Annotated in this window: 9 protein-coding genes and 2 pseudogenes; 2 read left to right on the top strand and 9 right to left on the bottom strand. The window is 72.8% G+C overall.

Annotation, left to right across the window (positions count from 1 at the left end; all coding sequences use genetic code 11):
- Positions 1-23: 23 nt before the first annotated feature.
- Positions 24-1,511: an SDR family NAD(P)-dependent oxidoreductase gene (locus ACFYM0_RS36865; protein WP_388509781.1), complete on the bottom strand. Its 1,488-nt coding sequence runs from the start codon at positions 1,509-1,511 to the stop codon at positions 24-26.
- A gap of 201 nt (positions 1,512-1,712) precedes the next feature.
- On the opposite strand from ACFYM0_RS36865, the pseudogene ACFYM0_RS36860 reads away from it, so the two are divergent.
- Positions 1,713-2,444: pseudogene (locus ACFYM0_RS36860) on the top strand (DMT family transporter); the annotation flags it as partial.
- A gap of 186 nt (positions 2,445-2,630) precedes the next feature.
- Here the strand turns inward: ACFYM0_RS36860 and ACFYM0_RS36855 are convergent.
- Positions 2,631-3,887 carry a transglycosylase family protein gene (locus ACFYM0_RS36855; protein ID WP_388509779.1) on the bottom strand — a complete coding sequence of 419 codons (1,257 nt, stop codon included), beginning with the start codon at positions 3,885-3,887 and terminating at the stop codon, positions 2,631-2,633.
- 207 nt (positions 3,888-4,094) lie between these two features.
- On the opposite strand from ACFYM0_RS36855, the gene gndA reads away from it, so the two are divergent.
- The gene (gene gndA / locus ACFYM0_RS36850) at positions 4,095-5,540 is read left to right on the top strand and encodes an NADP-dependent phosphogluconate dehydrogenase (protein WP_388509776.1); all 1,446 of its coding nucleotides are present in this window, start codon (positions 4,095-4,097) and stop codon (positions 5,538-5,540) included.
- A gap of 276 nt (positions 5,541-5,816) precedes the next feature.
- Here gndA and ACFYM0_RS36845 read toward each other — a convergent pair whose 3' ends face one another.
- The 7 genes and pseudogenes from ACFYM0_RS36845 to ACFYM0_RS36815 form a co-directional block, all read right to left on the bottom strand.
- On the bottom strand, positions 5,817-6,437 hold the full coding sequence (locus ACFYM0_RS36845) for an arylsulfatase (protein WP_388509773.1): 621 nt from the start codon (positions 6,435-6,437) through the stop codon (positions 5,817-5,819).
- Positions 6,438-6,445: 8 nt separating this feature from the next.
- Positions 6,446-6,808 (bottom strand): GNAT family N-acetyltransferase, encoded by a 363-nt coding sequence (locus ACFYM0_RS36840; RefSeq protein ID WP_388509771.1) that lies wholly within the window; start codon positions 6,806-6,808, stop codon positions 6,446-6,448.
- A gap of 14 nt (positions 6,809-6,822) precedes the next feature.
- Complete coding sequence (panD, locus tag ACFYM0_RS36835; protein ID WP_388509768.1) at positions 6,823-7,242, bottom strand: aspartate 1-decarboxylase; 420 nt, start codon at positions 7,240-7,242, stop codon at positions 6,823-6,825.
- A gap of 168 nt (positions 7,243-7,410) precedes the next feature.
- The gene (gene ccrA / locus ACFYM0_RS36830) at positions 7,411-8,739 is read right to left on the bottom strand and encodes a crotonyl-CoA carboxylase/reductase (protein WP_388509765.1); all 1,329 of its coding nucleotides are present in this window, start codon (positions 8,737-8,739) and stop codon (positions 7,411-7,413) included.
- Between the two features lie 61 nt (positions 8,740-8,800).
- Positions 8,801-9,541, bottom strand: a complete 741-nt coding sequence (locus ACFYM0_RS36825; protein WP_388509762.1) for a thioesterase II family protein — start codon at positions 9,539-9,541, stop codon at positions 8,801-8,803.
- Between the two features lie 66 nt (positions 9,542-9,607).
- The gene (locus ACFYM0_RS36820) at positions 9,608-16,270 is read right to left on the bottom strand and encodes a type I polyketide synthase (protein ID WP_388509759.1); all 6,663 of its coding nucleotides are present in this window, start codon (positions 16,268-16,270) and stop codon (positions 9,608-9,610) included.
- A gap of 29 nt (positions 16,271-16,299) precedes the next feature.
- Positions 16,300-22,380, bottom strand: a pseudogene (locus ACFYM0_RS36815) (beta-ketoacyl synthase N-terminal-like domain-containing protein); the annotation flags it as partial.
- Positions 22,381-22,391 lie beyond the last annotated feature (11 nt).

The raw sequence follows: 22,391 nt of genomic DNA, 5'->3' as shown, positions 1-22,391 counted from the left end.
ACGGGCGCCCCCCTACGCGCGGCCTACCAGTTGGCGGGTGCGTAGTCCTTGAGGAAGACGCCGTACAGGTCCTCGCCGAGCTCGCCGCGGACGATCGGGTCGTAGACCCGGGCCGCGCCGTCGACCAGGTCGAGGGGGGCGTGGAAGCCCTCCTCGGCGAGGCGGAGCTTGTCGAAGTGCGGGCGCTCGTCGGTGATCCAGCCCGTGTCGACCGAGGTCATCAGGATCCGGTCGGCCTGGAACATCTCCTGGCCGCTGGTCCGCGTCACCATGTTCATCGCGGCCTTGGCCGCGTTGGTGTTCGGGTGTCCCGCGCCCTTGTAGCCGCGGCTGAAGACACCCTCCATCGCGGAGACGTTCACGATGTAAGCCCGCCCGCCGTCCGTCTTCCGGGCCGCCTCGGCCATGGCCGGCCGGAGCGCGCTGATCAGGATGAACGGCGAGGTGTAGTTGCACAGCTGGGTCTCGAGCAGCTCCACCGGGGAGATCTGGTCGATGGTCTGCACCCAGGTGTTGCTGTCGACGACGTCGGGCAGCAGGCCGCCCGCGTCGATGGCGGTTCCGGCGAGGTGCCGCTCCAGGCTGGCGTTGCCCGCGACCAGGGCCAGGTCGGCGACCTTCTGCGCCTCGAGCCCGCTCACGCCGATGGGCAGCGCGGCCAGGCCGTCGACCGCGCCGGAGTTGAAGGCGCCGATGACGTGGTGGGCGGGAAGCTCTCCCGCCGGCAGCGGGGCGCCCTCCCCCTCGACCAGCGCCGCGTAGGCGGACGGCAGGCGGCGGACGGTCTGCGTCGCGTTGTTGATCAGGATGTCGAGCGGACCGGCCGCGGCCACCTGGTCGGCGAGCGCCACGGCCTGGGCCGGATCGCGCAGGTCGATGCCCACGACCTCCAGGCGGTGCATCCAGTCCGCCGAGTCATCCATCGCCTTGAAGCGGCGGATGGCGTCCTTGGGGAAGCGGGTGGTGATCGTGGTGTGGGCACCGTCGCGCAGCAGCCGCAGCGCGATGTACATGCCGATCTTCGCGCGGCCGCCGGTGAGCAGCGCACGCTTGCCGGTGAGGTCGGCGCGGGCCTCCCGCTTGGCCCGGTTCACGGTGGCGCAGTCCTGGCAGAGCTGGTGGTAGAAGTAGTCGACCTCTACGTAGCGCGTCTTGCAGATGTAGCAGGAGCGGGGGCGCTGGAGGATTCCGGCGATCCGTCCGGCCTCCGTGACGGAGGAGGGCAGCAGGCCCTCGGTCTCGTCGTCGATGCGCTCGGCGGAGCCGGTCGCGGTCGCCTCGGTGACGGCCTTGTCGTTGGCGGTCTTGGCGGCGCGGCGGTCCTGGCGGCGGCGCTGCTTGACCGTCCGGTACAGCCCGGCGGTGGCGCGGCGCACGGTGATCGCGTCCGGGTGGTCGACGTCGAGCTTGTCGAGCTCGTCGAGCACGCTGAGGCAGAGGGCCAGGCGGTCGGGGTCGATGCCGGGCCCGAAGGCGTGGCCCTGCTCCTGGCTGTCTTCGGTCACCGTCATACCCGCTGTAGTTCCTTGATCAGTCGTCCGCGTCCGCCGGATGCGGAAGTCCCCAAAAGGGCTAGTGTACGGATCCCCCGGACGGGAAGACAAACGCACTCCCCCGCTCCCGGCTACTGCGTTCGGAGTACGCCCAGCGGCGTACCCGTGCCCGCCTCCAGGGGGAGGAATAGCTCCGCGGACTCGTGCATTGTGACTTTTATGAGTGCCCTAGCGTTTTCGGTCCTGCTGTGCCTGGTGTCCGCCGTGGCGTATGCGGCCGGAGCGATCGTCCAGGAGCGGGTCGCGTCCGGTACGGCGGGCCGGCCGTACGCGCCGGTGCGCCGGCCCGCCTGGTACGCCGCGATCGCGCTGAACGGCCTGGGCGCTCTGCTGCACGTGGTGGCGCTGGCCTACGGGCCGCTGAGCCTGGTGCAGCCGCTCGGCGCCCTCACCATCGTCTTCGCGCTCCCGATGGCGGCCGTCTTCGTACGCCGCCGCGCGGGCGCCGCCGCTTGGCGCGGGGCCGTCCTGGCCACGGCCGGGCTGGCCGGGCTGCTGGCCCTGACGGGTGGGGGCGGACGGGCCGAGCAGTCCCTTTCGGGCGGGGAGCAGAGCCTGCTCCTGACGGCGACCGGCGCCTTGGTGTCCGTACTGTTCCTGGCCGCGCGCCGGGTGCGGCGGGTCACCGCGCACAGCGTGCTGCTGGCCACCGCGGCGGGAGCCGCCTTCGGGATGGCCTCGGTGTTCACTAAGTCGGTGGCCGAGGCCTTCGCCCCGGACGCACTGGTCACGCTGTGGCCGGAGCTGACGGCGATCGCCGCACTGGCCACCACCGGACTGCTGCTGTCGCAGGCGGCCTACCGCGGCGCCGGGCTGACCGCGCCGCTGGCCACCGTGACGGTGGCCAACCCGGTGGTCGCGGCCGCGGTCGGCATCGCGCTGTTCGACGAGGGCTTCCGTTACGGGGCGGCCGGCGCCGCCGCGGCGGTGGTGAGCGCGGCGGCGGCGGCGACCGGGCTCGTCCTGCTCACCGTCGCGCCCCGGGACGGTCACGTGCTCGTACCGTCGGGAACGGCACCGGCGCCGGCTGAGCCTTCGGCCGGGGCAACGGCCGGAGCCGCGGTCCCGACCCCGGCCTCAGATGGAAACCCCGTGCGCCCGCAGGTACCTCAGCGGGTCGATGTCGGTGCCGTAGCCGGGTCCCGTGCGCATCTCGAAGTGCAGGTGCGGCCCGGTCGTGTTGCCGGTCGAGCCGGAGCGGCCGATCCGCTGTCCCCCGGAGACCGCCGCGCCGGCTTTGACCGAGAGCGCCGAGAGGTGCGCGTACTGGGAGTACCGGCCGTCGGTGTGCCGGATGACGACCTGGTACCCGTACGCACCGGCCCAGCCCGCTGAGACGACCTGCCCGCTGCTGACGGCCTTGACGGTGGTACCGGTGGCCACCGGGAAGTCGATGCCGGTGTGGTAGCCGCTGGACCAGGCCGAGCCCGCGACGTGGTAGGCGGTGCCGAGGCCCGCGTCGACCGGGGCGCTGAAGGCCCCGGAAGGGGTCTGCGGCTTTTCCGCGGGCTTCTCGGCGGGCTTCTCGGCCGGTTTCGTACCGGCCTGCTCGGCGGGCTTCGCCGGTGCCACGGGCTTCACGGGTTCGGCCGTGCGCGGCGGCTTCTCCGGATTCGGCGCGGGCGGCGCGGCCGTGACGCGCAGGGTGAGCCGCTGCCCGGGGAAGATCAGGTCCGGATCGCCGCCCACGACGGCCCGGTTGGTCGCGTACAGGGACTGCCAGCCGCCCTCGACGTGCTGCTCGGTGGCGATCTCCGACAGCGAGTCCCCGGGGGCGACGACGTAGGGGTTGGGCAGGACGGAAGTCCCGGTCGGGCGGGGCGTCGTGCTCTGCGGAGCCGCCTTCGGAGTGGTCTGCGCCGGGACCTTCGGAGTGGTCCGCGCCGCGACCTTCGGAGCCGTCGCCTTTCCGGGGCCCGTCGCCTTGCCCTGCGCGCCGAGCGCGGGTGCCGGGCCGCTGCGGCTGAGTCCGGCCTGCTTCCCGCAGACCGGCCAGGCCTGCGGCCCCTGACCCTTCAGCACCTTCTCCGCCACGGCGATCTGCTGTTCCTTGGTGGCCAGATCGGCGCGGGCCGCGTACGCGGTTCCGCCGAAGGCGCGCCAGGTGCTCTGGCTGAACTGGAGTCCGCCGTAGTAGCCGTTGCCGGTGTTGATGTGCCAGTTGCTCGTGGATTCGCAGGCGGCGACCTTGCTCCACGTGTCCACCGAGGCGGCGTGCGCCGTGCCCGCTCCGATCAGGGGCAGCGCTATCCCGGCTCCTCCGGCGGTGACGACGAGCGAAGCACGGTTGATGCTGCTCGGCTGATACCGGCGGTGCCGGCCCCGTACACCCATGGGAGCCCCCATCGAAGACATCAGGAACCTCGCAACCTAACGCCACGACCGGAGCATGACAAGGCACACAACAAGACGCATTCGAGCGGAAGTTGATTTCTCGCCGAATGTGGGACCCCGGTAAGGATCTCCACCGGGGTAGCGTCGGTGTTCCTGCATTCCGCCGCACATCGAATGCACTGTCGACGCACTCAGGAGCGCACCCACATGACCAGCAGCACGGCCCAGATCGGCGTCACCGGACTCGCGGTGATGGGCAGCAACCTCGCCCGCAACTTCGCCCGGAACGGATTCACGGTCGCCCTCCACAACCGCACCACCGCCAAGACCACGGCGCTCGTGGAGGAGTTCGGCCACGAAGGCTCCTTCGTGGCCGCCGGGTCCGCGAAGGAGTTCGTGGACGCCCTGGAGCGCCCGCGCCGTCTGATCATCATGGTGAAGGCCGGCGACCCGACCGACGCGGTGATCCGCGAGTTCGCCCCGCTGCTGGAGCCGGGCGACGTGATCATCGACGGCGGGAACGCCCACTTCGAGGACACCCGCCGCCGCGAGAAGGAGCTGCGCGAGCAGGGCCTGCACTTCGTGGGCGTCGGCATCTCGGGCGGCGAGGAGGGCGCGCTGCTCGGCCCGAGCATCATGCCCGGCGGATCCGAGGAGTCCTACGCCTCGCTCGGCCCGCTGCTGGAGAAGATCTCCGCCAAGGCCGCCGACGGCACGCCCTGCACCTCGCACGTGGGCCCCGACGGCGCCGGGCACTTCGTGAAGATGGTGCACAACGGCATCGAGTACGCCGACATGCAGCTGATCGCCGAGGCCTACCACCTGCTGCGCGAGGTGGCCGGCTACTCCCCCGCGAAGATCGCCGAGACCTTCCGCTCCTGGAACAAGGGCCGGCTGGACTCGTACCTGATCGAGATCACCGCCGAGGTGCTCGCGCACACGGACGCCGCGACCGGACGGCCGTTCGTGGACGTGGTCGCCGACGCCGCCGAGCAGAAGGGCACCGGCCGCTGGACCGTGCAGATCGCCCTCGACCTGGGCGTTCCGGTGTCAGGGATCGCCGAGGCGGTCTTCGCCCGCGCGGTTTCGGGCCACGGTGAGCTGCGTACGGCCGCGCGCGGGCTGTCCGGACCGACGGCCGAGCCGCTCTCCGCCGCGGCCGCGGACGCCTTCGCCGCCCAGGTGGAGCAGGCTCTGTACGCCTCGAAGATCGTCTCGTACACGCAGGGCTTCCACCAGATCCAGGCCGGCAGCGAGGAGTACGGCTGGGGCGTGGACCCGGGCGCCGTGGCCTCACTGTGGCGCGGCGGCTGCATCATCCGGGCCGCCTTCCTGGACCGGATCCGCGCCGCGTACGACGCCCGGCCGGAGCTGCCGAGCCTGCTGGCGGACGCCGGCTTCGCCGACGAGATCGGCGCCGCGCAGCACGACTGGCGCGAGGTGCTGGTCGCGGCGGTCCGCCAGGGCATTCCGGTACCGGCCTTCGCGGCCTCGCTGGCGTACTACGACGCCCTGCGTTCGGAGCGGCTCCCGGCGGCCCTGACCCAGGGCCAGCGCGACTTCTTCGGGGCGCACACCTACCGGCGCACCGACCGCGAGGGCTCGTACCACACGCTGTGGAGCGGCGACCGCTCCGAAGTCCGTACGGACTGACGCGGCGGGCCGAACCGGCTCCGCGTCAGCTCAGCGGCTCCGGCGCGGGCTGCGGCGCGGGGCCGGGCGGCGGCGGAATCGGGTCGGGTTCGGGCACCGGTCCCGGTGTCGGCGGATCGGGGCGGGGCAGCGGCGCCGGATCCGGGAAGGGATTCGGCACCGGGACCGGGACGGGGACGGGAGGCTGTGTCATACCTCCAGCCTCCCCCGGTCCCGGTTCCGGCGCCCGCCGGACCGGTCCGTCGCGCGGGCCGGGCAAGATCCGAAAGAGGCGGCCTACGTCCCCAGAGCGGCCGCGAGGCCGGAAGCGGGGCTGGACAGGACCGGCACGGCGGTGGTGACCAGATCCTGCGCGCCCGCCGTGGACACCTGGGCGAGCACGATGACGTCCGCATCGGCGACCGCGTCCGCCGCGGCGGCCACGAGCCCGAGGCAGCCGGCCGCGTCGCCCGCCGCGAAGCGGTCCCAGGCCCCGTCGACCAGCCTGGTACGGACCGACACCGGCAGGCCCACCCTGTCGGCCTCCTCCTCCAGCAGCTCCGCCGTCGGAACCCGCGTCGACTCCACCGTGGCCAGTACGAGGATCCGCGGCCCGCTACGGACCGCGGCGGCCGCCAGCGGCCGGTCGACCCGGAGCACCGGGACGCCGAGCTCCCCGGCCAGCGACTCGGCGACGGCACCGATCGAGGAGCAGGTGACCAGGACGGGCCCGCCGGAGCCCGCCAGCAGCTCCCGCACGGCCGGGGCCTGCGACCCGGGCCCCAGCGCACGGGCCCGCTCCAGCAGCTCCGGCACCACCAGGTGGCGCAGGACGGCGCCCGGGTGGTGCCGGTCGCGCAGGGCGTCGAAGACCGGCACGTGCACGGGCGAGGTGTGCAGCAGCGTCAGGTCCGGCACGGACCCCGTCACCACAGGTCGGAATCCGAGGCGAGCTGCGCCTTGGCGGCGGCCACCACCCCGGCCGGTGCCTCGGGCGCCTGCTCGGGATGTTTGGCGGCCCAGCTCGCGGCATAGGGGCAGAGCGGAACGACGGGTACGCCCTCGTCGGCCGCGAGCCCGTAGAAGGTCTTCACCAGGTTCCCGGCGATCCCTCGGCCCTCGTGCCCCGGCTCGACGATCGTGTGGACCGCCACGAGGGCGTGGGGGGCCTCGGCGAGCACGAAGTAGGCGATGTACCCGACCACCGCCCCGTCCTCGACGGCCAGCAGCCGCCCGGCCGCGCGGTCGTCCACGATCTTGATCGATTCGCTCGATCCGGTCTGCGCCATCGTCCCGACTCCCCTCAGACAGCCACCGCGTGGGGGCTGCGCTCCTGATCCGTTCCCGGAACCGGTGCGGACGGATCCGCACCCAGCTCGACGATGCGATTGTCGCCGTCGACGTGGACGACGCGCGGCTCGAACACGCGGGCCTCGGCGTCGTCCACCTGCGCGTAGCTGATGAGGATGACCAGGTCCCCGGGGTGCACCAGGTGCGCGGCGGCCCCGTTGATCCCGATGACCCCGGATCCGCGCTCGCCCTCGATGACGTAGGTCTCCAGCCGGGCCCCGTTGGTGATGTCGACGATGTGCACGAGCTCGCCGGGCAGCAGATCCGCCGCGTCGAGGAGATCGGCGTCGATGGTCACGGACCCGACGTAGTGCAGGTCGGCCTGGGTGACGGTGGCCCGGTGGATCTTGGACTTGAACATGGTGCGAAGCATGCGCATACTCCCGAAATGTCTGCTCCCTGCCTGCTCAGTGCAGGTCAAGGGCGGTCTCCGCAGAGTACAACCATCGGCGTGTCCGGTCAGGTGACCGGCCACGCCGAAGCCTGCGAGCACGTGGCCCACCACGGTTCGGCGGGCGTCGCCACGCACCCCTCCACGAGGTCAGTGCTGCGCCCACCGCCTGTAGAGGCTGATCTTCTCCTCCCCGATCCCGGCACGGAGTTCGGGGTCGTCCACGCCCAGGTTCTCGGCCGGCGCCCCGCACAGGACGGCGACCTTGCCCACGTGCTGATTGGTCTGCACGGCTCGGGTCGCTTCGGCGGCTTCCGTCAGGGAGTAGACCTTCGACAGCGTCGGATGGATCATCCCCATGCCGATCAGCCGGTTGGTCTGTACGGCCTCGTGGTAGTTGAATCCGTGCGACCCGATGATCTGCTTCAGCCGCATCCACAGGAACCGGTTGTCGTACTCGTGCCGGTAGCCCGTCGAGGAGCCGCAGGTGACGATCCTGCCGCCCCGCTTGGCCACGTACACCGACGCGCCGAAGGTCTCGGCGCCCAGATACTCGAAGACGATCTGCGGGTCCTCGCTGACCAGCGCGCGGATGGCCTGGCCGAGGACGCGGCCCGCCTTGGGATGACGGAAGCTCCCGTCGGGAAGGTCCAGTTCGGAGCGGTTGATCACGTGCTCGCACCCCTGGGCGCGGACCAGCCGGGCCTTCTCCTCCGAACCGACCACCGCCACGGGGATGCCGCCGCCGTTCTTGACGAACTGGATGGCGTACGACCCGAGACCGCCGGTGCCGCCCCAGACGAGGACGACGTCTCCCTGCTGCATCCGGGCCCCGTGGCTGCCCACCAGCATCCGGTAGGCGGTGGCGGCACACAGGGTGCTGGAGGCAGCCTCCTCCCAGCTGAGGTGCCGCGGCTTCCTGACCAGCTGGTTGGCCTTGACCAGGCAGTACTCACCGAGCGCACCGAAGTTCGTCTCGAAGCCCCAGGCCAGCTGCGTCTCGCTCAGCATTCCGTCGTCGTAGGACGCGTGGTCCTCCTCGTCCACGTAGGACGGCGACACGACGACCTTGTCGCCGACCTTCCAGTTCTTGACGCCCGCTCCGACCCTCACGATCACGCCGGAGGCGTCCGATCCGAGCTGGTGGAACGGCAGGTCGTGGCGTGCGCCGTTGGGTCCCTGCTTGCCCATCTTCTCCAGGAAGGCGAACGTGGGGACCGGTTCGAAGATCGCGGACCAGACCGTGTTGAAGTTGATCGCGGCCGACATCACCGCGACGATGCACTCGTCGGGGGCCGGCTCGGGCATGGGCATCTCACCGACGTGCAGGGACTTGCGGACGTCCTTGTCGCGCACGCCCTCGAACATGTCGACCTCCTCCTTGAGGAGGTAGGCCGCCCGATAGCTTGACGGCAGGTCGATGGAGAGCAGTTCCTCGGGTGCGGCGCCGGCGATGACGGCCTGGAGCAGATCAGACACTGGGCGGTCCTTTCGATGGGTACGTTTCGTGTGGGCAGGGAGCCGGGGCGGGCGGCGCACGTCAGGCGAAGGTCTCCCGCAGGACGGCGACCACCTGGTCGAAGCGCTTGACCAGGTAGAAGTGGCCGCCGTCGAAGACCCGCAACTCGAAGGCCCCCGTGGTGTACCGCGACCACCGGTCGGCGTCCTCGGGGGTGACCTTCGGGTCCTTGTCGCCGGTCAGAGCGACCACCGGTGTCTTCAACGGGGGCCCCGGGCGCGGCTCGTAGGTCTCGGCCGCCTTGTAGTCACTGCGGATCGCCGGCAGCGCCAGCCGGAGCAGGTCGTCGTCCGGCATCTCGAGTTCTGCGCCGGCGAGCCGCTTGATGGCTGTGACGAGGTCGTCGTCGCCTAGCAGGTGCACCGACTCCCCCCGCCGGTCCACGGGCGCCCGGCGGCCGGACAGGAACAGCTTCAGCGGCACGATGCCGCGCTCCTCCAGCCGCCGGGTCACCTCGAAGGCGAGCGCGGCGCCGAGGCTGTGCCCGAACAGCCCCAGGGGCCGGTCGGCCCAGGGGATCAGTTGGGCGGTGACCAGGTCGGCCAGGGTGTCGATGTCGTCGACGCAGGCTTCGCCACGCCTGTCCTGCCTCCCGGGGTACTGGACGGCCAGGACGTCCACTGCCGGCGCGAGGGCGCGCGAGGTGGGGAAGAAGAAGCTGGCGGAGCCTCCGGCATGGGGCATCAGGACCAGCCGCCTCCCGGCCTCGGGTGCCGGATGGAAGCGCCGGATCCACGGGCTGGTCGGGGCGTCGGTACGCATGGCAGGGCCTTTCGCTGACGTGGTCATCGCCGCCGGGGCGGCGCGATCGTGGCTCTTGCGGGCAGGTCAAGCCGTGGCCGGACGGGGGAAGTAGCCCACCCGGACGAAGAACTCGACGTGTTTGCGGAACAGTTCGCGGTCGGCCGGCGGGCAGGTGATGCCACTGCTCTCCAGTGCCCCGGCCGTCTCGCTGTCGTCGACGGGCGGGTAGAAGGCGTCGGGCCGGTCCGCCATGACCTCGAAGGCGTCGAGGAGCGGCAGGAGCGCGTTGTCCGGGTCGGTGGTCACCAGGTCGCGCCAGGTGTTCCGGTCCCGCTCGGGCAGCTCGTACCCCAGGTCCCGCAGCTCCTCGACCATGTCGCCGAGGGTCAGGCCGCTGTGGCTGCACACGTGGAACGTCCCGCCGGCGGCCTCGGGCTGCGCGGAGATGTCCACGATGGCGGCGCTGGTGTAGCCGACCGGCATCAGGCGGAAGGTCACCGGGATCTCACCGGGCACGGCACCGGCCTGGAGCATGCCCTTCAGGCTGAGCCAGACGAAGTCCCGGGCCTGGCAGGCGCCGGTCTCGGCGTCGCCGGCGATCAGGTCGACCCGGTAGACCGACACGGGCAGTCCGCGGTCCCGGGCGAGGCCGATGACCTGTTCGGCAACCCACTTGCTCTGGGTGTATCCGGTGGGCAGCGTGTCGCCGGGGCCGGTCGGGTCGGTGGTGCGCAGCGGGGCCCCGGCGGTGTCCCGGCCCACGTAGACGCCGAGGGTGGACACGTAATGGACGGGGACGGTGCGGTGGCGGGCCGCGAGGCGCAGGATCTCCTCGGTTCCGCCGACGTTGGCCGCGCGCACGGTGGCGTACGGCTGCACCCAGTTGACCGCGGCCCCCGCGTGGTAGACGGCGTCGACCGTGCGGGCCAGGGCGTCGAACCGGTCGGCGGTCAGACCGAGGGCCGGCTCCGCCAGGTCGCCGACGACGACCTCCAGGCGGTCGGGGAGGATCTGGTCCTCGATGCCGTACCACTCCAGGTTGGCCCGCAGCCTGTCCCGGGCGTCCGCCTCGTCGTGTCCGCGGACCAGGCAGTGGACCCGCGCCGACGTCGTTCGCATGAGGTCGCGCAGCAGATAGGCCCCGAGGAAACCGGTGGCGCCGGTGAGCAGGACCTCCCCCGGATCCACGGCGACCCGGCACACCTCGTCCGCGGGCCGGATGTCGTCGGCCAGGCGTATCTCCGCGGTGAAGTCCACGGCGGGCTGCTCGCCCGCGCCGCCCCGTCCCTCCCCGCTCAGCTCGGCGACGAGGAAGCCGGCGAGCTCGGTGAGGGTGGGGTGGTCGAAGACCAGGGTGGTGGGCAGGCGCAGGCCGGTGAGGGCGGCGAGGCGGTTGCGGAACTCGACGCCCGTGAGCGAGTCGAAGCCCAGGTCGGTGAAGCGGTGGTCGACCGCGATGGTTCCGGGGTCGGCGTGCCCCAGGACCGCCCCGGCCTCCGCGCGCACGGTCTCCAGCACGCGGGCTCGCTGCTCCTCCTCCGCCAGCCCGGCGAGGCTGGCGGTGAAGGAGTCGGCGGCCGCGCCGGAGTTGCGGGCGGCGGGACGGACGGGGACCCGGAGCAGGCCGCGCATCACCGCCGGTGCCGGCCGGGCCTGCTCGCGCAGGGCGGCCAGGTCGAGGGGCGCGGCGACCACGGCGGCCCGGTCGGAAGCGAGCGCGGCGTCGAGCATCGCGGGTCCCTGGTCGGAGGCGATGGGCGGATATCCGGCGCGTGCGATGCGTTCCAGGTCGGCCGGGGTCAGCTCGCCGCTGCCACTGGTCTGCGCCCACAGGCCCCAGGCGACCGAGGTCGCGGGCAGTCCAAGACCCGCACGGTACTCGGCGAGTCCGTCCAGGAAGGTGTTGGCGGCGGCGTAGCTGGACTGGCCCGCACCGCCGATGGCGCCGGCGAGCGAGGAGAACAGGACGAACGCCGACACGTCGAGGCCGCTGGTCAGTTCGTGCAGGTTCCATGCGGCGTCGATCTTCGGCCGCAGTACGGAGTCCAGGCGCTCCGGGGTGACGGTGGTGATCAGCCCGTCGCCGAGGATGCCCGCCGCGTGGACGACGCCGGTCAGCGGCCGGTCCTCGGGGACGGCGGCCAGCACGCGTTCCAGCGCGGAGCGGTCCGCGGCGTCGCAGGCGGCGACGACGACGCGGGCGCCGAGGGCGGACAGCTCGGCCACCAGGCGGTCGGCGCCCGGGGCGTCCGGACCCCGGCGGCTGGTGAGGAGCAGGTCGCGCACCCCGTGTCCGGTCACCAGATGGCGGGCGAAGAGCGCACCGAGTGTGCCGGTGCCACCGGTGATCAGTACCGTGCCGCCGTGCGTGAACCGGCCCGACGGGGCCTTCGGGGCGGCGGCGGCCGGCCTGCGCAGCTGGGGCAGCAGGACGCACCCCGCCCGTACGGCGGCCTGTGCTTCCCCGGAGCGCACGAGCGCGGAGAGTGCCGTCGAAGGCGTCTCCTCGTCGAGGTCCACCAGCACGAAGCGGCCCGGGTTCTCGGACTGCGCGGAGCGGATCTGGCCCCACACGGCCGTGGCCGCCGGGTCGGTCACCCGCCGGCCTCCGGCCGCCACGGCACCCCGGGTGACCAGGACCAGCGGGATGTCGGCCAGCCTCTGGTCGGCGAGCCAGTCCTGGACCAGGGCCAAGACGTGCCGGGTACGAAGGTGGGCGGCGGCGGCAGGGCCGGCGGCCTCCGCGGACCCGGGTACCCGGGGGTCGGCCCCCCGATCGGGTGCGTCGTCGACCTGATCGGGTGCGTCGTCGACGGCGGGGCCGGCGATGTCGTAGCGGACCGCGTCCACCGGGGTGCCCGCCTCGATCGCCTTTGCCAGTTCACCGGTGTCGCCGTACCCCCCGGCGCCCACGGCCGCCCAGCGGACCGGGACGGCCGGCTCGTCGAGGGAGATCGGTGTCCAGTGGGTGTGGAACAGGGCGTCCGCCGCCCTGCCGCGGGCCCGTTCGACGCTGCCCGCGCCGACCGGGGTGAGGGCGAGCGAGCGGATCGTGACTACCGGCTGACCCGTCCTGTCCGCGAGGAGCACGGACAGTCCGCCGTCGTCCGCCCTGACCACCCGGGCCCGTACGGCGGTGGCTCCCGCCGCGTGCAACTGGACTCCGCCCCACCTGGTCGCCAGCAGGGGTCCGTGCCCGGCGTCCGCGGGGAACGCGGCCTCGGAGAGGAGCGCGGCCTGCACCGCCCCCTCCAGGAGCGCCGGGTGCAGGTTGAAGCGGGCCGCGTCCGACGCGGCCTCCTCGTCCAGGGAGACCTCGGCGAACACCCCGGGGCCGGAGTCCGCCGTCCACAGGCAGGTGAGGCCGCGCAACCGCGGTCCGTACGCCGTACCCGCGTCGGCCAGCTTCGCGTACGCCGACTCCAGGTCGACCGGCGCCGCGTCGGCCGGCGGCCAGGGGAGGAGCGGATCGGCGGCCGCGGGCCCGCGCAGACTGAGCTTTCCCGTGGCGTACTCGGTCCACTCCGCCTCGCTCGCATCGGGGCGGGCGTACAGGGAGAAGGCGCGCTGCTGCCCGTCCCCCACCGGCCCCACCTTCATCTGCAGCTGCACGGCGCCCCCTTCGGGCAGCGCCGGCGGGGTGAGCACGTTCAGCTCGTCCACGGCCGTGCACCCGACTTCGTCGGCGGCCCGCAGCGCCAGCTCGACGAGCACCGAGGGCGGCAGCACGACGGCGCCGGCGAGGGTGTGTTCGGCCAGCCACGGGTGGGTGCGCGCCGACAGCCGGCTGGTGAACAGGGTTTCGTCGGAACCGGCCAGGTCAACGGCGGCTCCCAGCATCGGGTGACCCGTCGGCGCCATCCCCAGGCCGGCCGGGTCCAGGGCACGGGACCCGGCGGAGTACCAGAAGCGCTCGTGCTGGAAGGCGTACGTGGGAAGCGGCACCCGCCGCGCCCCGCGGCCGGCGAAGGCGGCGGCCCGGTCGATCCGGACGCCGCGCACCTGGGCCCCCGCCCAGGAGGCCAGGAAACGGTCGAGGCCGCCGTCGCCCCGTCGGAGCGTGCCGGTGACGACGGCGCCGTCGCCGAGGTTCTCCTGGAGGGAGGAGGTGAGCACCGGGTGCGCACTGACCTCCACGAAGGCCCCGTGGTCCTGTGCGGCCAGGGCCCTTACCGACCGGGCGAACTCCACCGGACTGCGCATGTTGGAGTACCAGTACTCGGCGTCGAGGCGGGCCGTGTCCACCCAGTCTCCGGTCACCGTCGAGAAGAAGGGCACCGAACCGGTCAGTGGCCGCACGGGGGCCAGCGCCGCCAGGATGTCCTCGCGGACCCGCTCGACCTGGGGCGAGTGGGAGGCGAAATCGGTGGGGAACCGCTTGGTCCGGGCGCCTTCGGCCGAGCACTCGGCGATGAACTCGTCCAGCGCCTCGCGTTCGCCGGCGACCAGGACCGACGTGGGGCCGTTCTCCACGGCGACGGACAGCCGCCCGGCCCACTTCTCCAGCCGTGCCTCGACCTCCACGCGCGCCAGCCCGACCGCGCCCATGCCTCCCGTCCCTTGCAGCGTCAGGGCGATCCGGCTGCGCAGGGCGATCACGCGGGCCGCGTCCGGCAGGCTCAGCCCGCCCGCGACGCAGGCAGCGGCGATCTCGCCCTGCGAGTGTCCGACGACGGCCGCGGGTTCGAGTCCGTACGAGCGCCACAGGGCCGCCAGGGAGACGTGCACGGCGAACAGGACCGGCTGGACGACGTCCAGCCGGTCGAGGGACGGTGCGCCCTCGACCCCGCGCAGCACGTCCTCCAACGCCCAGTCCACAAAGGGGTCCAGGGCCCGTGCGCATTCCGCGATCCGCGCGGCGAAGACCTCCGAGGTCTCCAGCAGCTCGGTCGCCATGCCGGCCCACTGGCTGCCCTGCCCCGGGAAGACGAACACGGTCTTGCCCGCCTCGCCCGCGATGCCCTGGACGGCATGGTCCACGGGCTCGCCGACGGCCAGCGCGTCCAGTCCCGCGAGGACCTCCTCCCGGTGCCGGCCGACGACCACGGCGCGGTGCTCCAGCACGGCGCGCGTGGTGGCCAGCGAGTAGGGGACGTCGAGAAGCTCCCGCTCCGGGTGCGTACCCGGGTCCGTGCCCGGGTCCCGGTCCGCGTCCGGGTCCGCGTCCCGGTCCGCGTCCGGCCGGCTCGTCCTGAGGTGACCGGCCAGTCGCGCGGCCTGCGCCCGCAGCGCCTGCGGAGAACGGGCCGACACGAGCCAGGGCAGGGCGGTGGACGGATCGGGTGCCTGCTGCGGCCCGGGCTTCTGCGGGGAGTCGTCGGCGGGGACCCGGGGCGGGGCCTGCTCCAGGATGACGTGGGCATTGGTGCCGCTGGCCCCGAAGGCGGACACCGCTGCGCGGCGCGGCGCGGAGGTCTGCGGCCAAGGCCGGGTCTCGGTGAGCAGTTCGACGTCGCCGGCCGACCAGTCCACGAACGGGGTGGGCTCGGCGAGGTGCAGCGTCCTGGGCAGCAGGCCGTGCCGGATGGCCTGCACCATCTTCACCAGACCGCCGACGCCCGCGGCGGCCTGGGCGTGGCCGATGTTGGACTTGAGCGAGCCGACGAGAAGCGGCCGGCCTTCGGGCCGCGCCTGACCGTAGGCGGCGATCAGGGCCTGCGCCTCGATGGGGTCGCCCAGCCGGGTGCCGGTGCCGTGGGCCTCGACCGCGTCCACCTCAGCCGGTGTGAGCCCGGCGTTGGCCAGGGCCTGCCGGATGACGCGCTCCTGTGACGGGCCGTTCGGTGCGGTCAGTCCGTTGGAGGCCCCGTCCTGGTTGACCGCGCTTCCCCGCAGGACGGCGAGGACGTGATGGCCGGCCCGCTGCGCGTCGGAGAGCTTCTCCAGGACGAGCAGACCGGCCCCTTCCGACCAGCCGATGCCGTCGGCGTCGGCGGAGAACGGCTTGCAGCGGCCGTCCACCGCGAGTCCCCGCTGCCGGGAGCCGTCGATGTAACCGCCGGGGTGCGCGGAGATGTACGAGGCTCCGGCGAGAGCGAGGGTCGACTCGCCCGAACGCAGCGACTGGGCCGCCAGGTGCAGTGACACCAGAGCGGAGGAGCAGGCGGTGTCGACGGACACCGCGGGTCCCTCCAGGCCGAGGACGTAGGCGATGCGGCCGGATGCCATGCTGCTGAGCTTGCTGGTCATCTGGTAGCCCTCGAACTCCTCGGGGCTGTTCAGGTCCAGGTAGCTCTGTTCCACCAGACCTGCGAAGACACCGGTCCTGCTGCCCTTCAGGGACAGCGGGTCGATGCCCGCGTGCTCCAGCGCCTCCCACGCGGACTCCAGCAGGACGCGTTGCTGGGGGTCCATGGCGAGCGCCTCGCGCGGCGAGATGCCGAAGAAGGCGGCGTCGAAGCGGGTGGCCGATTCCAGGAAGCCGGCCTGGCGTATGTAGATGGTGCCGGGCCTGGCCGGGTCCGGATCGTAGAGGGCGTCCAGGTCCCAGCCCCGGTCCGTGGGGAAGTCCGAGATCTCGTCACGTTCCTCGACGGCCAGGCGCCACAGTTCGTCGGGGGTCGACGCGCCGGGGAAGCGGCACGACATGCCGACGATGGCGATGGGTTCCTGGACGCCGTCTTCCAGTTCGGCAACGCGCCTGCGGGTCTTCTCCAGATCGGCGGTGACCCACTTCAGGTATTCGATGAGCTTCTCTTCCCTGGACATGTCGTCCCCTTCCTTCGACATCCGCTCTTCCCTGGACATGCGCTGACCGTTCTCCTTCCGGTGGGTCGTCATCGGCGCGGCCCGCGGCCGAGCTCGGTGTCGATGAAGTCGAAGATCTCGTCGGCCGACGCGGCGGCGATCCGGCTCTCGGTGCCCTCGGCGTCGTGCTGCGGCCGTTCCTGCGTCACGGCCGCGGCGAGTCGGTCGAGGACCGTCCGCAGCCGCGCGCCGACGGCGGTGAGGTCCAGGTCTTGGTCCGGGTCCTGACCGGCCTCCTGCGGGCGCAGCCCCGCCACGGCCGCCTCCAGCCAGTCGAGCTGGGTGAGCAGAGGCGGCCTGGAAGACCCCGTCCCCGGGTCCTGCGCCGTCGCCACCTCGCTCAGAACGAACCGGATGAGCGCGGCGGGAGAGGGATGGTCGAAGACGACCGTGGCGGGCAGCTTCAGCCCCGCGGCCGCACCGAGCCGGTTGCGCAGCTCCACAGCGGTCATCGAGTCGAACCCCGCATCCTGGAACGACCGTTCCAGCGCGACGGATCCGGGGTCGTCGTGCCCCAGGACGGCCGCCACCTCCTGCCGGACCAGTTCCCGTACGGCCTGGAGGCGTCCGTCTCCGTCGAGTCCGGCCAGCCGTCGTGCGAGCACCCCGACACCGGTTCCCGCCCCGGCCTGCGGACCCGTCACGTCCAGTGCGGGCCGCAGCGGACGCCGGAGCAGTCCGCGCAGCAGATGCGGAACGCCACCCCCGGCCGAGCGCGGCGCGGACGGACTGACCAGAGCCGCCGTCAGCAGCGGCTCGTCCATCGCGAGCGCCGCGTCGAACGCCTGCAACGCCCGTTCGGGAGCGAGGGATCGGAACCCGGACCGGACCGGGTGACGCGGCCCCGCTCCGTCCTGCGGAACGGGTCCTTCCCAGGGGCCCCAGGAGAGCGACAGGGCCGGCAACCCGTCGGCCGCGCGCCGCACGACCAGGGCGTGCAGATAGGCCTCCACCGCCGCCCGGTGGGTGACGCCCGGGCCGGGCACGGTACCCGCGGTGGACGAGAACACGATGAACGCGGCGAGCGGGGTGTCGAGGGTCAGGTCGTGCAGATGACGGGCCCCGTCCGCGACCGTACGCAGAGCCGTGTCCGGCGAGTCGGCATCCGGCGAGTCGGCGTCCGGCGAAGTCATCGGATCGCCGTCCCCGGCACCCGCACCGGCACCGGCACCGGCACCGGCACCGTGGACGACCGCGGTCAACGGGTGCTCCGCGGGAACCCCGGCCAGCACCGAAGCGAGCGCGTCGCGGTCGGCGAGGTCGCAGACCGCGAAGACGACATCGGCGCCCAGCGCGGCCAGTTCGGCGGCCAGGCCGGTCACACCGGGGTCGTCGGCTTCCTCCGGGCCGGCGAACAGCACGTGCCGCACGCCGTACCGGGCGGCCAGATGCCGCGCGAAGAACAATCCTCGGGCGCCGCCGGTCACGAGCACGGTGCCCTCGGGGTCGAAGGCCGGTACGGGGCGTGCGACGGCGGCGGCCTCGGTCACGCGCACCAGCCGGGGTACGAGGAGCCGCCCGTCCCGTACCGCCGCCTCCGGCTCACCCGAGGCGAGGAGGGAGGAGAGGGTCACGCGATCGACGGACGGTTGCTTGGACGGCGCGGCTGCGGGGTCCGCCCAAGGGTCGGCATCCACGATGACGATGCGGCCGGCCGTCTCCGCCTCCGCCTGCGCGGCGCGCAGCAGCCCGCGGACCGCCGCCGCCACCGGGTCGACGGGCTCCACCCGGTCCGGCCCGTCGGCCCGTCCGGTGACGGCGCCACCACGGGTCACCACCACCAGCCGGGTTCCGGCGAGACGTTCGTCGGCCTCCCACTCACGGAGGAGGAGCGTCGCCCGGTGCGTGTCCTCGTGCGGGGCGGGGTACCTGCTGCTGTCGGCCCGGGAGGTCCAGGGCACGAGGATCGCGTCGATCGGCGCGCCGGCCTCGACGGCCTTCCCGACGGCGGTGAGGTCGTCGTATCCGTCGGCGCCCAGGACCGCCCACGAGGCGGATTCCCCGGGCTCGACAGGCTCGGCGGGTTCGGCGGGTTCGGCGGGCTCGGCGGGCTCGCGGACAGCGGTTTCCGTCCAGTCCAGCCGCAACAGAACGTCGTGCGCTCCGCCCACCGGGGAGACGAAGAGTTCCTCCGGAACGTCCCGGTAGGTCAGGGCTTCGACCGTTGCGACCAACCCTCCGCGTTCGTCGGTCAGTTCGATGGCGACGGTCGCTTCGCCGGTCTCGGTGACCACGGCCCGCACTGCCACGGCGCCCGTGGCGTGCAGCCGCACGCCTCGCCACTCGGCCGGCACGGCGACCGCACCCGCTCGCTCACCGAAGGGGTGCTCGAGGAGCACGGCGTCCAGGAGCGCCGGATGCAGCCCGAACAGGTGGGCCTCCTCAGTGAGTTCGGTGGGCAGCCGGACCTCGACGGCCCTTCCCGCCGGACCGGAGTCGGCGCCGCGGTCCACCGGCAGAGGCCTGACGGCCGTGCCCAGGCGTCCTTGCGCGTACACGGCCCACGGGGCCTCACCGAGCTCCTCCTCGGGACGTGCGTGAACGGTCAGCGGCCGCCCGCCGTCGGTGTCCGGCGCCCCTACCCGGACCTGGAGCCGCATCGCGCCGCGCGCGGGGAGGACGAGCGGCGCGATCAGCGAAAGCTCCTCCAGTACGGACGTCCCTGCCTCGTCGCCGGCCCGTACGGCCATCTCGACGAGCGAGGCGGCGGAGAGGACGGTGTTGCCGAGGACGGTGTGCTGCTCCAGCCAGGGATGCGTACGGGCCGACAGGTGGGTGGTGAACACGAAGCCGTCGCCGCCCGCGAGCGGGAGCGCCGCCCCTAGGAGGGGGTGTCCGATCGGGGTCAGGCCGAGGCCGGAGGCGTCGGCGGTCCCGGCGGTCCGGGTGAGCCAGTAGCGGTCGCGCCGGAAGGCGTAGGTGGGCAGGTCGACGCGGTGCGCGCCGGTGCCCTCGTAGAACGCCGGCCAGTCCACCGGGACGCCGAGGCCGTGCAGCAGGCCGATCCCCTGGACGAGCGTGCCGGCCTCGGACCTGCCGCGCCGGAGCAGCGGAAGCACCGTGCGCCCGTGGCCTTCGCCTTCGCCGTCGCTGGTGTCGAGGCCGTCCTGGGCCAGGGCGGAAAGGACCGCGTCCGGACCGATCTCCACGAACGTCGTGGTGCCTTCGGTTTCCAGGGTGCGTAACGCGTCCGCGTACCGGACCGGCCGGCGAACGTGCTCGACCCAGTACTCGGCCGTCGTCAACCGCTCGGGATCGACCGGCCCACCCGTCAGCGCGGACACGACCGGAATCCGCGGCCGCCGCAACTCCAGCCCGGCCACGACCCGGCCGAACTCCTCCAGCATGGGCTCCATCAGCGGGGAGTGGAACGCGTGGGAGACCTGGAGCCGCTTGGTCCTGCGACCCCGCGACGCCAGCTCCGCCGCGACCTCCGCCACAGCCTCCTCGACACCTGAAACAACCACGGCAGAAGGCCCGTTGACAGCAGCGATACCCACCTCATGGCCACGGCCCGCCAGCAGCACGGCGACCTCGTCCTCCGTCGCCTCCACCGCCACCATCGCACCACCGGCCGGCAGCTCCTGCATCAACCGGCCGCGGGCCGCCACCAGCACACACGCATCCGCCAGCGACAACACACCCGCCACATGAGCAGCCGCCACCTCACCGATGGAATGACCCGCGACGAAGTCCGGACGCACCCCCCACGACTCCACCAACCGAAACAGCGCCACCTCGACGGCAAACAGGGCCGGCTGCGTGAAACCCGTCTCATCCAGCCCCTCACCCGAGGCGATCACCCCGCGCAGCGGCCGGGGAAGCAGAGGATCCAGCTCGGCGCACACCTCATCGAACGCCGCCGCGAACCTCGGGTACGCCCCGTACAACTCCTGACCCATGGCAGCACGCTGCGCACCCTGACCCGTGAACACGAACGCCACACGACCCGTACGGACACCCGCACCACCGCCTCGTCCGGCCGGCGTCTCGGCGCCGTCGGCGAGGGCCTTCAGGCCGGTCAGCAGTTCGTCGCGGGTGGCGCCGACGACCGCGGCACGGTGGCCGAGTGCGGCTCGGGTGGTGGCCAGGGAGTATCCGACGTGCACCGGGTCGGCGTCGGGCCGTGTCTCCAGGTGGGCATGGAGCCGTCCCGCCTGCGCCCGCAGCGCCGTCTCGTCCCGGCCCGAGACGAGCCAGGGAACGGGGTGCGTCGGCGCACCGGCGGTCGGCGCGGGGAGCGGATCGGGGTCCCCCTGTTCGATGATCACGTGGGCGTTGGTCCCGCTGATGCCGAAGGACGACACGCCGGCCCGGCGCGGACGGTCCGACCGCGGCCACTCCCTGGCCTCCGCCAGCAACCGCACCGCACCCGCATCCCAGTCGACGTGCGGCGACGGCTCCTCGATGTGGAGGCTCTTGGGGAGGGAGGCGTGGCTGATGGCCTGGACGGCCTTGATGATGCCGCCGACTCCTGCGGCGGCCTGGCTGTGCCCGATGTTCGACTTCAGCGAGCCCAGCCACAGCGGCCGGTCCTCCGGTCGGTCCTGGCCGTAGGTGGCCAGCAGCGCGTGCGCCTCGATCGGGTCGCCCAGGGTCGTGCCGGTGCCGTGCGCCTCCACCAGGTCCACGTCCGCGGGCTCGAGCCCGCCGTTCGCCAGCGCCTGCCGGATCACCCGCTCCTGCGCCGATCCGTTGGGAGCCGTGAGGCCGTTGGAGGCCCCGTCCTGGTTGATCGCGGAGCCGCGGATCACGCCCAGCACCCGGTGACCGTGCCGACGGGCGTCCGACAGCCGCTCGACGAGCAGCAGTCCCGCGCCCTCGGACCAGCCGGTGCCGTCGGCCGACGCCGAGAAGGACTTGCAGCGACCGTCCGGCGACAGGCCGCGCTGCCGGGAGAACTCGGTGAACGCCAGGGGCGTGGACATGACGGTGACGCCGCCGGCGAGAGCCAGGTCGCACTCGCCCTGCCGCAGTGCGCTCGCCGCCAGGTGCAGGGCCACCAGCGACGACGAGCAGGCCGTGTCCACCGTCACCGCCGGGCCCTCGAAGCCGAAGGTGTAAGACACCCGGCCGGAGGCCACGCTGCCCGCGGTGCCGCCCGCACGATAACCCTCGAGTTCCTCGGGGACGGTGCCCGGTCCCGAGCCGTAGTCGTGGTACATCACCCCGGTGAACACGCCCGTACGGCTGCCGCGCAGGGAGGCAGGCACGATGCCGGCGTTCTCCAGCGCCTCCCATGCGGTCCGGAGCAGAAGACGTTGTTGCGGGTCCGTCGCCACGGCCTCCCGCGGAGACATCCCGAAGAACTCCGGATCGAACTCATCCGCGTCGTACAGAAACCCCCCACGCCGCGTATACGACGTACCCACACGATCCGGATCCGGATCGTAAAGCGACTCCACATCCCAACCCCGGTTCCCCGGAAACTCACCCACCGCATCCACACCATCAGCCACCAGCCGCCACAACTCCTCCGGCGACCCCACACCCCCCGGATACCGACACGCCATCCCCACGATCGCGATCGGCTCATCCACCGCGACACCGGCCGGGCGCGCGGCGACGGCTTCGGCAGCGCGTTCACCGGAGAGCCGTTCCAGCAGGTGGGAGGTGAGGGCGCCGGGGGTGGGGTGGTCGAAGACCAGGGTGGTGGTGAAGCGCAGTCCGGTGGTGGTGCCGAGGCGGTTGCGCAGTTCGACGGAGGTCAGGGAGTCGAAGCCCATGTCCTGGAAGGTGCGGTCGGCGTCGAGGTCGTAGGGGCCGGTGTGGCCCAGGACGTCCGCGACGTGCGTGCGCAACAGCTCGGCCAGTGTTCGTTCGCGTTCCTTGGGTGACAGCCCGGCCAGGCGCCGCGCGAGCGAGATCTCGCCCCCCGCACCAGCCTCCACGGCACGACGCCGCCGACGCGAAGGCACAAGCCCACGCAGCATCGGCGCCGGCTCATCCAGACCACGCAGGACCGCGGCATCCAACCGGGTCACCGCAACCACGGCCTCACCCGAAACCCGCGCCGCATCGAACAAACCCATCGCATCATCCGAAGCCAGCGGAAGCAGCCCCAACCGCGACAACCGCCGCACATCCGCCTCGCCCAAATGCCCCGTCAGCTCACCCGACT

Source organism: Streptomyces sp. NPDC006487 (assembly GCF_042870555.1).
Taxonomy (GTDB): Bacteria; Actinomycetota; Actinomycetes; order Streptomycetales; family Streptomycetaceae; genus Streptomyces.
This window is presented reverse-complemented; position numbering and strand designations above follow the sequence as displayed.